This window comes from Flavobacterium sinopsychrotolerans (assembly GCF_900110375.1).
Lineage (GTDB): Bacteria > Bacteroidota > Bacteroidia > Flavobacteriales > Flavobacteriaceae > Flavobacterium > Flavobacterium sinopsychrotolerans.
In genome coordinates this window covers 351,902-364,660 of record NZ_FODN01000002.1, presented here as the reverse complement: position 1 = coordinate 364,660, position 12,759 = coordinate 351,902, and the positions used below count along the sequence as shown (strand labels likewise).

Annotated in this window: 15 protein-coding genes; all 15 read left to right on the top strand. The window is 33.3% G+C overall.

The window, feature by feature from the left end; translation table 11 throughout:
- The first annotated feature begins 35 nt into the window (after positions 1–35).
- Positions 36–596, top strand: coding sequence for a DUF6642 family protein (locus BMX64_RS05845; protein WP_091168282.1), 561 nt, complete (start codon positions 36–38; stop codon positions 594–596).
- 282 nt (positions 597–878) lie between these two features.
- Positions 879–1,676: a sulfite exporter TauE/SafE family protein gene (locus tag BMX64_RS05840; protein ID WP_091168279.1), complete on the top strand. Its 798-nt coding sequence runs from the start codon at positions 879–881 to the stop codon at positions 1,674–1,676.
- A 188-nt stretch (positions 1,677–1,864) separates the two neighbouring features.
- A complete protein-coding gene (locus BMX64_RS05835; RefSeq protein WP_091168272.1) occupies positions 1,865–2,449 on the top strand; it encodes a TetR/AcrR family transcriptional regulator in 585 nt (194 codons plus the stop codon).
- Entirely contained in the window at positions 2,446–3,756 is a 1,311-nt protein-coding gene (locus BMX64_RS05830) for a TolC family protein (RefSeq protein ID WP_091168269.1), read from the top strand. Before BMX64_RS05835 ends, BMX64_RS05830 begins: the two co-directional genes overlap by 4 nt.
- Complete coding sequence (locus BMX64_RS15660) at positions 3,756–4,349, top strand: efflux RND transporter periplasmic adaptor subunit (protein WP_167543027.1); 594 nt, start codon at positions 3,756–3,758, stop codon at positions 4,347–4,349. The genes BMX64_RS05830 and BMX64_RS15660 overlap by 1 nt, the downstream gene beginning before the upstream one ends.
- Before the next feature lie 9 nt (positions 4,350–4,358).
- Positions 4,359–4,853 carry an efflux RND transporter periplasmic adaptor subunit gene (locus tag BMX64_RS15655; protein WP_167543026.1) on the top strand — a complete coding sequence of 165 codons (495 nt, stop codon included), beginning with the start codon at positions 4,359–4,361 and terminating at the stop codon, positions 4,851–4,853.
- The gene (locus tag BMX64_RS05820) at positions 4,853–6,094 is read left to right on the top strand and encodes an ABC transporter permease (protein ID WP_072944098.1); all 1,242 of its coding nucleotides are present in this window, start codon (positions 4,853–4,855) and stop codon (positions 6,092–6,094) included. Before BMX64_RS15655 ends, BMX64_RS05820 begins: the two co-directional genes overlap by 1 nt.
- Positions 6,091–6,771 (top strand): ABC transporter ATP-binding protein, encoded by a 681-nt coding sequence (locus BMX64_RS05815; protein WP_091168265.1) that lies wholly within the window; start codon positions 6,091–6,093, stop codon positions 6,769–6,771. Before BMX64_RS05820 ends, BMX64_RS05815 begins: the two co-directional genes overlap by 4 nt.
- A 368-nt stretch (positions 6,772–7,139) precedes the next feature.
- On the top strand, positions 7,140–7,523 hold the full coding sequence (locus BMX64_RS05810) for a hypothetical protein (RefSeq protein WP_091168261.1): 384 nt from the start codon (positions 7,140–7,142) through the stop codon (positions 7,521–7,523).
- A gap of 229 nt (positions 7,524–7,752) precedes the next feature.
- The gene (locus BMX64_RS05805; RefSeq protein WP_091168257.1) at positions 7,753–9,153 is read left to right on the top strand and encodes an MBL fold metallo-hydrolase; all 1,401 of its coding nucleotides are present in this window, start codon (positions 7,753–7,755) and stop codon (positions 9,151–9,153) included.
- Between the two features lie 11 nt (positions 9,154–9,164).
- The gene (locus tag BMX64_RS05800; protein WP_091168254.1) at positions 9,165–9,482 is read left to right on the top strand and encodes a rhodanese-like domain-containing protein; all 318 of its coding nucleotides are present in this window, start codon (positions 9,165–9,167) and stop codon (positions 9,480–9,482) included.
- A gap of 301 nt (positions 9,483–9,783) precedes the next feature.
- Complete coding sequence (locus BMX64_RS05795) at positions 9,784–10,092, top strand: DUF202 domain-containing protein (RefSeq protein ID WP_091168252.1); 309 nt, start codon at positions 9,784–9,786, stop codon at positions 10,090–10,092.
- A gap of 57 nt (positions 10,093–10,149) precedes the next feature.
- Positions 10,150–11,364, top strand: a complete 1,215-nt coding sequence (locus BMX64_RS05790; RefSeq protein ID WP_091168248.1) for an MFS transporter — start codon at positions 10,150–10,152, stop codon at positions 11,362–11,364.
- A gap of 61 nt (positions 11,365–11,425) precedes the next feature.
- The gene (locus tag BMX64_RS05785) at positions 11,426–11,995 is read left to right on the top strand and encodes a TlpA family protein disulfide reductase (protein WP_091168245.1); all 570 of its coding nucleotides are present in this window, start codon (positions 11,426–11,428) and stop codon (positions 11,993–11,995) included.
- A 321-nt stretch (positions 11,996–12,316) separates the two neighbouring features.
- Positions 12,317–12,759, top strand: a 443-nt coding sequence (locus BMX64_RS05780; RefSeq protein ID WP_091169038.1) for a YeeE/YedE family protein, incomplete at its 3' end; no start/stop codon positions are given.

The window sequence follows — 12,759 nt, the reverse complement described above, 5'->3', positions numbered from 1 at the left end:
TTGGTACACTAAATTATTTATATAAACTAAATTTCATGGATTCTGATACATTTATTTTCTGCCTCGAAGCAGTTCCCGATGCAGAAACTGTAACCACTACTGAAGTCGTCAAAAACTTAGAACAATTAGCCTTTGAACAAGGTATTACAAGTATTTATAAAACGTGCGATACTATTGAAGGATTAGAAGAAAGTTTAAATGCATTACTCTACGAGGACCATAATTTTAACAATTATGAAATAATATACTTAGTAATGCAAGGTGAAGGAAACAACATTTGCCTCAATGAATATTACTATAGTTTAGAAGAAATAGCTGAACTTTTTGAAGGAAAAATGAAAGGGAAAATTTTGCATTTCGCAAATGCAAAGGTATTAGACTTAAGCGAAGAAGAGGCGCAATACTTTTTAGATATTACAGGAGCACGTGCGATTTCCGGTTATGGAGCGGCATTCAATAAATTAACCAGCAGTAATCTTGACAAAGCTTTCTTTAGCTTATTTGAAGAACAAGATAATGTTGTAGAAATTGTCGAGGAATTACATCAAAAATACTATGCACTTTGTAAACTGCTCGATTTTAGATTGTATTATTAAAAAAAGAATTACTTGAATTTTATTTATAACTTAGTAAGGGACGACTCCTATTCATGAGTATAATTTGAATCGATTGGTAATAATTTCAACAATATTCTTTTAACTTTGAATAGCAAAACTAAATCATGGTATTTCGGTTTTTCTCCAATGAAGAAACAAAAACGGATTATTAAAATTACTCCGAAATCATTTTTAAATTTTGAAAAAAAAATCCTCTGTGTGATAAATGTTACTGTAGTTATAATTTAAACTGACAATATTTGCATCATAAAATTTACAATTATGGAATATATCGGTTATTTTGCATCAATACTTATTGGTGTAGCATTAGGACTAATTGGTGGGGGTGGCAGTATTCTTACCGTACCCGTTTTAGTTTATTTATTTGCAATAGAACCAGTAATCGCAACAGCTTATTCATTATTCATTGTTGGTTTAACGAGTGCCGTAGGTACTGTAGGGTATTTTAAAAAAGGGTTGGTGAACATCAAAACGGCTATTGTTTTTGGTATTCCATCCATCATTGCCGTTTTTACAACAAGGGCTTTAATAGTACCTGCAATTCCTAAAGAGCTATTTTCTATAGGAAATTTTATTCTGACTAAAGACCTTTTTTTAATGCTGCTTTTCGCTATAATAATGATTATTGCCTCTTATAGCATGATTAAAAAAGATCCAAAAACTACTTCTGAAGAGCCACATAAACAAAAGTTCAATTACCCGCTTATACTTATAGAGGGTGCACTTGTGGGAATTATCACTGGACTTGTGGGAGCTGGAGGTGGTTTCTTAATTATTCCTGCTTTGGTTATTTTAAGCAAACTTCCTATGAAAGAAGCCGTAGGAACATCGTTAGTGATTATTGCAGCTAAATCTTTGATAGGTTTCTTTGGAGAAGGTGGAGAAAGTGTTATCGATTGGCAATTTCTCTTTACCATTTCAACATTTGCAATAATTGGAATTTTTATTGGCACTGCGTTATCAAAAAAAATTAATGGAGATAAACTGAAACCCGCATTTGGTTGGTTTGTTTTGGTGATGGGAATCTACATTATAACCAAAGAGCTTTTTCTAAAATAAAACCTTGAATACTACAATTAATCTTTTGATTATTAATTAAATACAAACTCTCTAACATTCCCTTTCAAGTTAAACTGAAAGGGAATTTTTTATTTTGGCTTATGTGACAATTATCACACTATAAAGGAATTAGTCTTCGGAAATTTACAGAGTGAACATTCACTTACTTGTATTAAAACCAATTTAAAATGAAAATGTCAGACAAACAACTGGAGATAATCAAAGCCACCGGAAACATTCTCACTTCGTCCGGTGTTAGTGGCTTAACCATTAAAAAATTGGCTGCAGCCATGCAATTCTCTGAAAGTGCAATTTACAGGCATTTTGAAAGTAAAGAGGAAATTATCTATGCATTGCTTGATTTTCTGGCTACCAATATGGACGAAAGATTAACAGCATCTCGTTCAATAAATGAAAACCAAAAAGAGCAGTTTGTCCGATTATTTCAGAATCAGTATTCGTTTTTTAAACATAATCCACACTTTGTTGTCGCCGTTTTTTCTGATGGTTTAATGGAAGAGAGTCAGCGCATCAACGAAATGATTTATAAAATAATGACTGTAAAAATCAAACATCTAAAACCACTACTGATTGAAGGTCAACAATCAGGTATTTTCACCAATTCCATTTCTGCAGATGATTTAACACATATCGTAATGGGAACTTTCCGACTCCAAATGTACAAATGGCGCATGGCCGAATTCCAATTTGACATTGAAATCGAAGGAAATAAAATGATACAAGCTATGCTAACATTAATCCATTTAAAATGAAAAATACATTCCGAATTTTATTGCTGATGCTGCTCAGTTTTGAGTTGCAAGCTCAGGAAAAACTATCCTTTAACAGCATTGATGCCGTTTTGCTTTACGCCGAAAAAAATGCGGCAGTACTTAAAATTTCTAACGAACAAGTGGCATTGTCAAAGTACCAAACTTTAATTTCAAAAATAAATGCGTTTAATCCACGAGGAAATGCCACAGCCTCGGCTACTGATAATTTACAGCTGCCAACAAATTATTTGCCGGCACAAATCTTTGGCGGGGTTCCTGGTACTTTCAAAGAAACACAATTTGGACAACAATTCATCAGTACTATTGCTATTACTCCCCAAATTGATCTGATAAATATTCCCGCTTGGCAGAAAATAAAAGCGTCCAAAATCAATGAAAATTATGCCGTTACAACTACTTTATTAGTCAAGAAAAATCTTTTTGAGACCATAGCAACGACCTATTACAACATAGTTTCCATTCAAAAACAAATTGAAGTATTGCATGCTAATTATTCGAATACTAAAAAGATTGAAGACATTGTTTCCAACAAACAAAAAGAAGGTCTGGCCAGGCAACAAGATTTGAATCAAGCCATGGCAAATGTATTGCAAATTGAGGATAAAGAAACACAACTGGCTACTATCCTACTCCAACAGAATAACATTTTGAAAACAGCCTGCGATATTCCAATTATAACTGTTTTAGAAATAAGTGATACACAAGAAAATGCAACAGAAAATACTGTTTTGGATGTTACCAATACTTTATTGAGTCAACAGAGCAAGTTGCTCCAAGAGGTTTCCAATCAAGAATTGAAAAGTTTCAATTCCTCTTTTTTTCCAACACTTTCATTAGTTGGAAACTGGATGTATCAAGACAATAGTAATGCCGGCTTTTTTAATCCAAATTCAAATACGTTTCAAGCCTCTTATGTCGGACTTCGATTGAATTATGCACTGCCGGACGCTTCTAAATATCTGCAAAAAAGAAATTTAAAAACAAGTGCTGCGATTGCCGAAGAAAATGCCAAACACAATTTGCGTCAGGAAAACAATCAAAACCAACAGTTGAAATTAGAGTATCAAAAAGCAGTTGACAGTTATGTGATTAACCAAAAAATTGCTGCACTGAAAATTGACACTTACACTAAAAATTTAGAAATATACCATCAGGATTTGATTTCGCTTGATAATTTAATGATTTCTTTTAATGATAAATTAAATGCCGAACTTAATCTAAAAGTGATAGCCACCAATATTTCCTATTTGACCACTAAAATCAACCTCAACAACACCATTCAATAATGAAAACAATAGTAAAAAGCACACTAATTTTAGCATCACTCGTACTGCTTTTTTCCTGTGGTAAAAAAACGGAAGAAACCAAAGTAGAACGCAAAAACATCACCGAAATGGTCTTTGCATCAGGAACTTTAAAAGCCGATGACGAATACAATTTGATGGCGCAAACCGAAGGATACATCACCAAAATCAATTTTAATGAAGGCGATGAAGTGGCTGTTGGAAAAATTTTAGCGGTAATCGACAATCCGCAAAGTAGTATCAATACTAAAAGTGGTTCCAAATTGTTGCAAATCGCAAAAGCAAATACAGGCTCCAATGCGCCACTTTTACAACAATCAAAAGCCAATTTAAACGCAGCAAAATTAAAACTGCAGCAAGATGAATTGTTGGCTGTTCGATATAAAAAACTCGTTGAAAGCAACAGCATTGCTAAGGTTGAATACGAAAATATTTTGATTGCCGTGAGCAATTCGAGAGCTTCAGTCTCGGCATTGGAACAACAATATCAAAATCTTTTGGTTCAAGCCAATCAGCAAGTAATTGTTCAAAACCAACAACTGGAAAACAGTCTGGTTCTTCAGGATTTTAATTAAGTAAAAGCATTGGTAAACGGCAAAATTTACAAACAGAAAAAGCAAGTGGGCGACTATGTCCGTAAAGGCGATATTATTGCGGTGATTGCCAACAACCAGAAAATTTACGCCAATTTGAATATCGATGAAAGCAATATGGGAAAGATAAAACTGAACCAGCAAATCGTGATAAAACTGAACGTAAACAGCGACAAAACCTACAAAGGCGTTATTTCAGAAATACTGCCCACTTTTGATGAGCAGTCGCAATCTTTTATCATAAAAGCCATTTTAACAGAACCTATGGATTTTGCCATTTCCGGAACCCAATTAGAAGCTAATATTTTTGTAAATAAAAAGCAAAATGCCTTAGTTATTCCAAGAAGTTTTTTGGGTTATGGTAACAAAGTTTTGGATGAAGACAGAAAACCAATAGCAGTAAAAACAGGGATTGTTTCCTCTGATTATGTTGAAATACTAGCGGGTTTAAAAGAAAATCAAATCGTATTAAAAGAACTGTACTGATGAAAAATTACAAACACAATATCAATTCTGAAATTGCTTTTATCCATTTGATTTCCAAAAAGAAACAGACGATGGTCGCTGCATTAGGAGTTACGGTTGGGATTGCCATTTTTATTTTTATGAATTCGCTGATGTATGGTTTTGAAGTCTATTCTGTTGAAAGTTTATTTAAATCGACGCCACATTTACGCATTTATAAAGAAGAACACATCAGCCAGCCCTTAATTAAAACCAGCAAAACCGATTTAGCTTTGCTCACCAATCCTAAAATCACGAAAGAAAGCAAAAAATTAATCAATCCGAATTTAATCATTGAAGCGCTGAAAAAACAACCTGAGGTAATCGGCGTAACGCCAAATGTTTCGGCAAATGTGTTTTACAATAATGGAGAAGCACAAGTAACTGGGAGAACCTCCGGAGTGAATATCGAGGAGCAAAACACGATGTTTCAATTGGAACAATACATTGTTGAAGGTAAATATTCCGACTTAAAAGCCAATCAAAACGGAATCATTCTAGGAGTTGGAATTGCTGAAAAACTGAATGTTCGGTTGGCTGATAATATTTCGGTGACTACAGCTTATGGCGTTTCTAAAGTGATGAAAGTGGTTGCATTATTGAAAACCGGAGTTACAAATACCGACAAAACACTATCGTATACCAACATTTCGGCAGCACAACAACTCAACAAACAAGGCGCGAGTTTCATAACCGATATTTATGTGAATATCAATGATTATGAAACGGCTAAAAAACTAATCCCAAAATTCAAACAGTTAAGTGGATATGAAGTTGAAGATTGGGAAACAGCCAACGCTTCGGCAGCGGCAGCGAATAAAATCAGAAAAATGATGGCTATGGCAATTTCCTTTTCGATCATGTTGGTAGCGGCTTTTGGCATTTACAATATTCTTAATATGACCATTATGGAAAAACTGAATGATATTGCAATTCTCAAAGCGATTGGATTTTCAGGCAAAGATGTCATCCGAATTTTTGTAAAAGAAGCCATTGTTATTGGATTAATTGGGATTGCATTTGGTTTGGTATTAGCGATGCTTTTAGTGAAAGTAATGGGTAATATGTGGGTTGGCGGCGATATTGGTTTTTTCCCGATTCGGTTTTTTCCAAAATTCTTTGGCTTAGGAATAGGATTCGGATTAATCGTAACCACATTGGCGGGTTATATTCCGGCCAGAAAAGCAGCGAAATTAGATCCTATAACAATTTTTAGAAAATGATACAATCAGAACTATTATTACAAGCAAAAGGAGTGAGTAAATATTTTTACGAACCCGAAAAATTTAAGGTATTGAATGATATTTCTTTTGACATTCACAAAGGGGAATTTGTAACTATGGTAGGAAAATCAGGTTCGGGAAAATCGACTTTATTATACCTACTTTCAACAATGGATACGGATTATGAAGGGAATATTATTTTAGACGGTGAAAATTTAACCCTAAAAACAAAAGAACAGTTAGCTGCTATTCGCAATGAAAAAATAGGTTTTGTTTTTCAGTTCCATTATTTATTACCTGAATTTTCAAGTTTAAAAAACGTGATGATACCGGCGCTCAAATTAGGTAAATATTCCAAAGAAGAAATTGAATCGAGAGCGTATTCTATTTTAGAAAAATTAGATTTGAAAGACCAAGCATTAAAACCCGCTTCCAAACTTTCGGGTGGACAACAACAGCGCGTTGCCATTGCCAGAGCTTTAATAAACGATCCGAAAATCATTATGGGCGACGAACCAACGGGGAATTTAGACAGTAAAAATGCGGCAATTGTTTTTGATTTGTTCAAACATCTGACAACTGAGTTTAACCAAACGGTACTTGCAGTGACCCACGATAATGATTTTGCAAAAGCCAGTGATAGAATTATTGAAATGGCCGATGGAATTATTTTATAAAAAAGACAATTTTAAAATACTGTTCATGCTAAAGCAAAAAAAGCAGTATTATTTATCTAAAAACAATTGAAGAAGCGCTAAATAACTATAATGCTTTTAAATCTAAACAGAATTAATAATTTCTATAACAACTTGAAAATAAAGTAATTATATTTTTATTATATCAAGAATATCCCTAAATTAGTAGTTTAAAAAGTTAGAATTAACTTAATCTATTCAATTGGTTTTAAGACAACTATTCTTTGTCCCCGAATTGTCCAAATTTCATACATTTTTATTTTGTTAGAAATTACTATTTTTTAAGTAACTAATGATAAGCAATTTAAAACAAATAATAACTCCGATTAAATTAATCTAAAAACAAGAAAATGGAAACTACAAAAACAATTTATCAATTACACGAAGAGCACAAAACGTGGCTCAACAAACTTTTGTTTTACAAAGATGAACTTTCAATAATGACAAACCGACTTTCGGAGGTGGCGAGTAAGAATACTTCGAGTGAGGTACTTGCCTTAGTTGACCATTTTAATAATCAGCTAATCATCCAAAAGGAACAAATTGACATCTTAAATCACGATATCAAAAGCCATGAATCGTATCTTGAAGCAGCGGTCCGCAAGAATGTTAATGATATTGAGCATGCTAAATTTTCAGATCATAAAAATCATCGAGAAAGCATCGCTGTATTTGAAAAAATATTCAAAGAATTACGAGAAGAATTGATTGATTTTCTATCAAAATGGATGTAACATTAAAAAAATATCTTTTATTTAATTAAAAAATAAATCTAATTTAAAGTTCAAAAATTGTTACTTCAGGCGGCTTACAAGATGGTTTTAGAATTATTTGTTCTTTTTTAGCATACATTTCTCGCTAAAATAATTCCGTTATAAATGCCTATGTAACATTAGTCACCAAATTTAAAGAATTCATGCATTAATTTTGTCCTATAAATTAGAAACTTAAAAAATAAACGATATGTTTTTTCAACACATTTACGACAAGAGTCTTGCTCAGGCAAGTTATTTTATTGGCTGTCAAAAAGCAGGAGTAGCCGCAGTTATCGATCCTAAAAGGGATGTTGATACCTATCTTGAAATTGCCAAGCAGAACAATATGAAAATTACTCATATTTTAGAAACTCACATCCATGCTGATTTCCTTGCAGGTTCCAGAGAACTAGCCGCTTTGACAGGAGCAGAAATGTACCTTTCAGCGGAAGGCGGACCCGATTGGAAATATGAATTCCCTCATGTTGACATAAAAGATGGTGATGTTTTAAAAGTAGGAAACTTAAAAATAGAAGTAGTTCACACACCGGGACATACTCCGGAAAGCATCAGTTTTCTGCTAACCGATACGCCTGCAAGCGACGAACCAGTAATGTTATTCACCGGTGACTTTGTATTTGTGGGAGATGTAGGACGACCTGATTTGCTAGAAAAAGCAGCAGGAATGAAAGGAACTCAAGACATTGGTGCCAAACAAATGTATCAATCCATTAATAAATTCGATGCATTACCTGAATACATTCAAGTTTGGCCTGGTCATGGTGCAGGTTCTGCTTGTGGAAAAGCATTAGGAGCTGTACCAAGCACGACTGTAGGTTATGAAAAAATAAGAAACTGGGCTTTTCAACATAAAAATGATGAAGCTGGATTTGTAAAATATTTATTGGAAGACCAACCGGAACCACCTAAGTATTTTGCAATGATGAAAAAACTAAATAAAGTAGATCGTCCGCTTCTTACAGCTGTTCCAAAATTAAAACAATTGGATTACAACGAATTAACAGCAGCTTTAGCCAAAGGAATCAAATTGATTGATGCCAGAGATAAAATGGAGTTTTCTAAAGGATTTATTCCGGGAAGCATCAACATTCAAGGGAACAATTCTTTTGCCACTTGGGCAGGATGGTTTCTTACCTATGAAGAACCTTTTATGTTGCTTGCCGATGAATCTCAATTGGATGATTTGACCAGAAAACTAATGAGAATCGGATTAGACAACATTCACGGGTACATTCCTTCTACGAAAATATGGGAAGAAAATGGCAGTTCTTTGGAGAAAGTGAATCAAATTACTATAGAAGAATTTAAAGCTTTACAACAAGAAAAAGACGTTCAGGTGGTTGACCTTCGTGGTGTTGCAGAATACAATGCAGGTCATATCAAAGGAGCCGACAATGTATTTGTAGGTACTTTAGTAAATAATCTAGACAAAATAAGTAAAGATAAAAAAGTATTAATCCATTGCCAAGGCGGGGACAGAGCGGCAATTGCCTATTCTTTATTAGCGCGAAACGGATATAAAAATGTACTCAATTATTCTCCTGGAATGAATGAATGGGTGAGCCAAAACAATGCTGTTGAATACTAAAAACCACAATTATGTTCGGAATTTTTAAAAATATGTTTTCAAAAAAAGATACCACACAAATGGAAAAATTAATAAAAGAAGGTGCGTTCCTTGTAGATGTTCGCACACCAGCAGAATTCGCAGAAGGTCATGTAAAAGGATCTACCAATATTCCTTTGGATCAAGTAGCGAGTCAATTGGAAAAATTCAAAGGAAAAGAACAAATTATTGTTTTCTGCCGAAGCGGGAATCGCAGCGGTGAAGCCAAAATGATTTTGGAACAAAATGGTTTCAAAAACGTTACAAATGGCGGTACTTGGCAAGATGTAAACGAAGCGATCAGTAAATAAAAGCGGTAGTTTTAAAATAGTGTGCAGTTTAAAACAAGATAATACTTGTTTTAAAATAGTGTGCAGTTTAAAACAAGATAATACTTGTTTTAAACTGCACATTTATTTATTCAGCAATCAAAATTTAGACGATTTGATTGGTAGTTGGCTCATAAAACATCTTTAAAACATTTGGTTTTTCAAATTGACTTAAATAAAGAGTAAATTTGATAGTATTTTTAGAAAAGTTATTGATTCTACCTTTTTTATTAAACAAATACGACTGAACTACTTTTGCAATTAATCACACAAATAAAATACTATGGAACAGAAAAAAACAGCAAACAAAGACTTAATTTTAAGAGAGAAATTAGCATTACAACGAACTGTGTTGGCCAATCAATCTACTTTTCTTGCCTTTTTGAGAACGTCAATGTATTTTTTGATTGCAGGTTTGAGTTTGAGAAATTTATTAAAAATTGAAAATAGTTTACTCATTGAAATTGCACTTTTTATCACTTCATTTGTCATTTTTGTTTTTGGAACAGTGAACTATTTCAAGCATAAAAAATCCATACTAGAAAATAAAAAACACATCGGTGACTACCAGTTAGAATATTACAAATTATAGTAGTAAATCCTTTTTGTCCCTAACATCTATTAATTTAAAATCCATAAAAAATAGCAATTGAAAACAAATACAACCAAACTTGGACTGAAAGAAAATTGGAAACAATTTACTATTTTGGTTATTGTCAATGCTTTTGTTGGCGGAATGATAGGAATGGAACGAACCATTATTCCAAAATTTGCTGAGATTGAATTTGGTATTGCATCAAAAACGGCTATTCTCTCTTTCATCATTGCCTTTGGAATTGCAAAAGCCATTACCAATTACTTTACGGGCAAACTGGCGAACCGCTTTGGCAGAAAAAATTTGCTTTTATTTGGTTGGATTCTAGCCATACCCATTCCCTTTATTTTAATATATGCAGAATCATGGAACTGGGTGATTTTTGCCAATATTTTATTGGGAATAAGTCAAGGACTTACTTGGAGCAGTACGGTGGTGATGAAAATTGATTTGGTTGGAGAAAAAGATCGCGGACTGGCAATGGGACTCAATGAGTTTGCCGGTTATTTTGCCGTTGGATTAGTTGCCTTTCTGTCGGGTTATATCGCCCAAAAATATGGAATAACACCCTACCCTTTTTACTTGGGAATTGGAATTTCAATAATTGGTTTTCTGTTGACTTTATTTTTTGTGAAAGATACCCGAGTATTTGTACACCAAGAAAACACGACCAATACAACTGAAAAATTAGATAATATTTTTCTCGAAACCACTTTCAAAAACAAAACATTAAGCGCTATAACACAAGCAGGACTAGTCAATAACCTGAATGATGGTATGATTTGGGGACTTTTGCCTATTGTATTGCTTTCTTTGAATTATGATTCTCAGAATATTGGAATTATAACTGCTATTTATCCTACTGTTTGGGGTTTTGGACAATTGGTAACCGGAAAAATGTCCGATGTTTATTCGAAAAAAAAGATGCTATTTTGGGGAATGTTACTGCAGGGAATTGCGATACTTTTTATTCCTTTTGCGGAACAATTCTATCAATTGGCCGCCATTTCAGCATTTTTGGGTTTGGGAACGGCTTTAGTTTATCCCACTTTTTTATCAGCCATTGCGCAAGCGACAAATCCACATCAGAGAGCCGAAAGTATTGGTACATTCCGGCTTTGGAGGGATTTAGGATATGCGATAGGCGCAATTATTTCAGGAATTACCGCTGATATATTTGGAATAAATTATGCTATTATTTTAATAGGCGTTATCACCATTGTATCGTCACTGATTATTGAAATCCGAATGCCGAAAGACACTTTGTAAAATAATAAACGGCTAAAATTGAATCGAGAATAATCTCTTTTTAGAAAATAATAATTAAAAAATGGAACCAAAAAAATCAAAAAAATCTACTATTCAAAATATTATTTTTATCGTATTGATAGCACTGCTTCTGTTTAGTCCGGTGGGCACTTTTGTAAAAGTACAACTGAATAGATTAATTGCCTTTTCAACCAAAACTATTGCCATAACAGATCAAAAAATGCTTTCCACTTATCAATGGCAATTACTTGATGCAACAGGAAAAACTGTATCATTGGAAGCATACAAAGGAAAAATAGTATTCATTAATTTCTGGGCAACTTGGTGTCCGCCTTGTATTGCCGAAATGCCAAGCATTCAAAAATTATATGCTAATTATCAAGATAAAATGGTCTTTTTGTTTGTGACAACCGATTCTTTCGAAAAAGCAAATGCTTTTATGATTAAAGAAAACCTGACGCTTCCTGTCTATCAATCGGTTACCAATCCTCCATTGGAAATGGAATCATCAACAATTCCAGCCACGTATCTTATTGATCAATCAGGAAATGTAATTGTAGCTAAAATTGGAACAGCAAATTGGAACAGTGATTCATTCCGAGAAAAGCTAGATGAGTTGTTAAAAAAATAATCCCGCTAAGAAAACGTGATTTAATACAGGTAAAAAAAAGTTTAACTTCAATAAAAACAGAAGAATATGCAATTAAAAAAACTATAGCTACATACAAATTTTTATCATAATTACTAAAAGTATTTGAAAAATCAAATACTTTTTTTGGTTAAATTTTAATACACTTCTATTAATTTAATTCGTAAATTACTGATTATTAATGAATTAAAAACTAAAAGCAATTATATTTTTTTTAAATTCTTTTTGAGTTATGTGACAAAAGTAACATAACTACTCATTTATAAATATAACCTTTGCATCAATAAATAAACAAATATGGAAATTTTAGAATTAATCAAACAACCTTGGCCTTGGTATATTGCAGGCCCATTAGTTGGACTTACAGTTCCGGCTTTGTTAATCATTGGAAACAAATCATTTGGTATTAGCGCCTCATTACGTCACACTTGCGCCATGTGCTTACCGGCAAACATAAAGTTTTTCAAATACGATTGGAAGAAAGAAATCTGGAATATGTTTTTCGTTTTCGGTATTTTATTGGGGGGTGTGATTGCTTTTAATTTTTTGTCAAATCCAAATCCTATTATAATTGATGGAAATCTAAAAACCGAATTGGCAAGCTACGGAGTGACAGAAATTTACGGAATGCTACCCGAACAATTATTCTCGTGGGAAAGTTTATTTACACTCAAAGGTTTTTTTATGATGGTTGTTGGTGGCTTTTTTATTGGTTTTGGTTCTCGTTATGCGGGAGGTTGCACCAG

Excerpts from the sequence above, each read along its gene's own strand:
- BMX64_RS05845 (WP_091168282.1), top strand. The coding sequence starts at position 36 with ATGGATTCTGATACATTTATTTTCTGCCTCGAAGCAGTTCCCGATGCA.
- BMX64_RS05840 (WP_091168279.1), top strand. The coding sequence starts at position 879 with ATGGAATATATCGGTTATTTTGCATCAATACTTATTGGTGTAGCATTA.
- BMX64_RS05835 (WP_091168272.1), top strand. The coding sequence starts at position 1,865 with ATGAAAATGTCAGACAAACAACTGGAGATAATCAAAGCCACCGGAAAC.
- BMX64_RS05830 (WP_091168269.1), top strand. The coding sequence starts at position 2,446 with ATGAAAAATACATTCCGAATTTTATTGCTGATGCTGCTCAGTTTTGAG.
- BMX64_RS15660 (WP_167543027.1), top strand. The coding sequence starts at position 3,756 with ATGAAAACAATAGTAAAAAGCACACTAATTTTAGCATCACTCGTACTG.
- BMX64_RS05820 (WP_072944098.1), top strand. The coding sequence starts at position 4,853 with ATGAAAAATTACAAACACAATATCAATTCTGAAATTGCTTTTATCCAT.
- BMX64_RS05815 (WP_091168265.1), top strand. The coding sequence starts at position 6,091 with ATGATACAATCAGAACTATTATTACAAGCAAAAGGAGTGAGTAAATAT.
- BMX64_RS05810 (WP_091168261.1), top strand. The coding sequence starts at position 7,140 with ATGGAAACTACAAAAACAATTTATCAATTACACGAAGAGCACAAAACG.
- BMX64_RS05805 (WP_091168257.1), top strand. The coding sequence starts at position 7,753 with ATGTTTTTTCAACACATTTACGACAAGAGTCTTGCTCAGGCAAGTTAT.
- BMX64_RS05800 (WP_091168254.1), top strand. The coding sequence starts at position 9,165 with ATGTTCGGAATTTTTAAAAATATGTTTTCAAAAAAAGATACCACACAA.
- BMX64_RS05795 (WP_091168252.1), top strand. The coding sequence starts at position 9,784 with ATGGAACAGAAAAAAACAGCAAACAAAGACTTAATTTTAAGAGAGAAA.
- BMX64_RS05785 (WP_091168245.1), top strand. The coding sequence starts at position 11,426 with ATGGAACCAAAAAAATCAAAAAAATCTACTATTCAAAATATTATTTTT.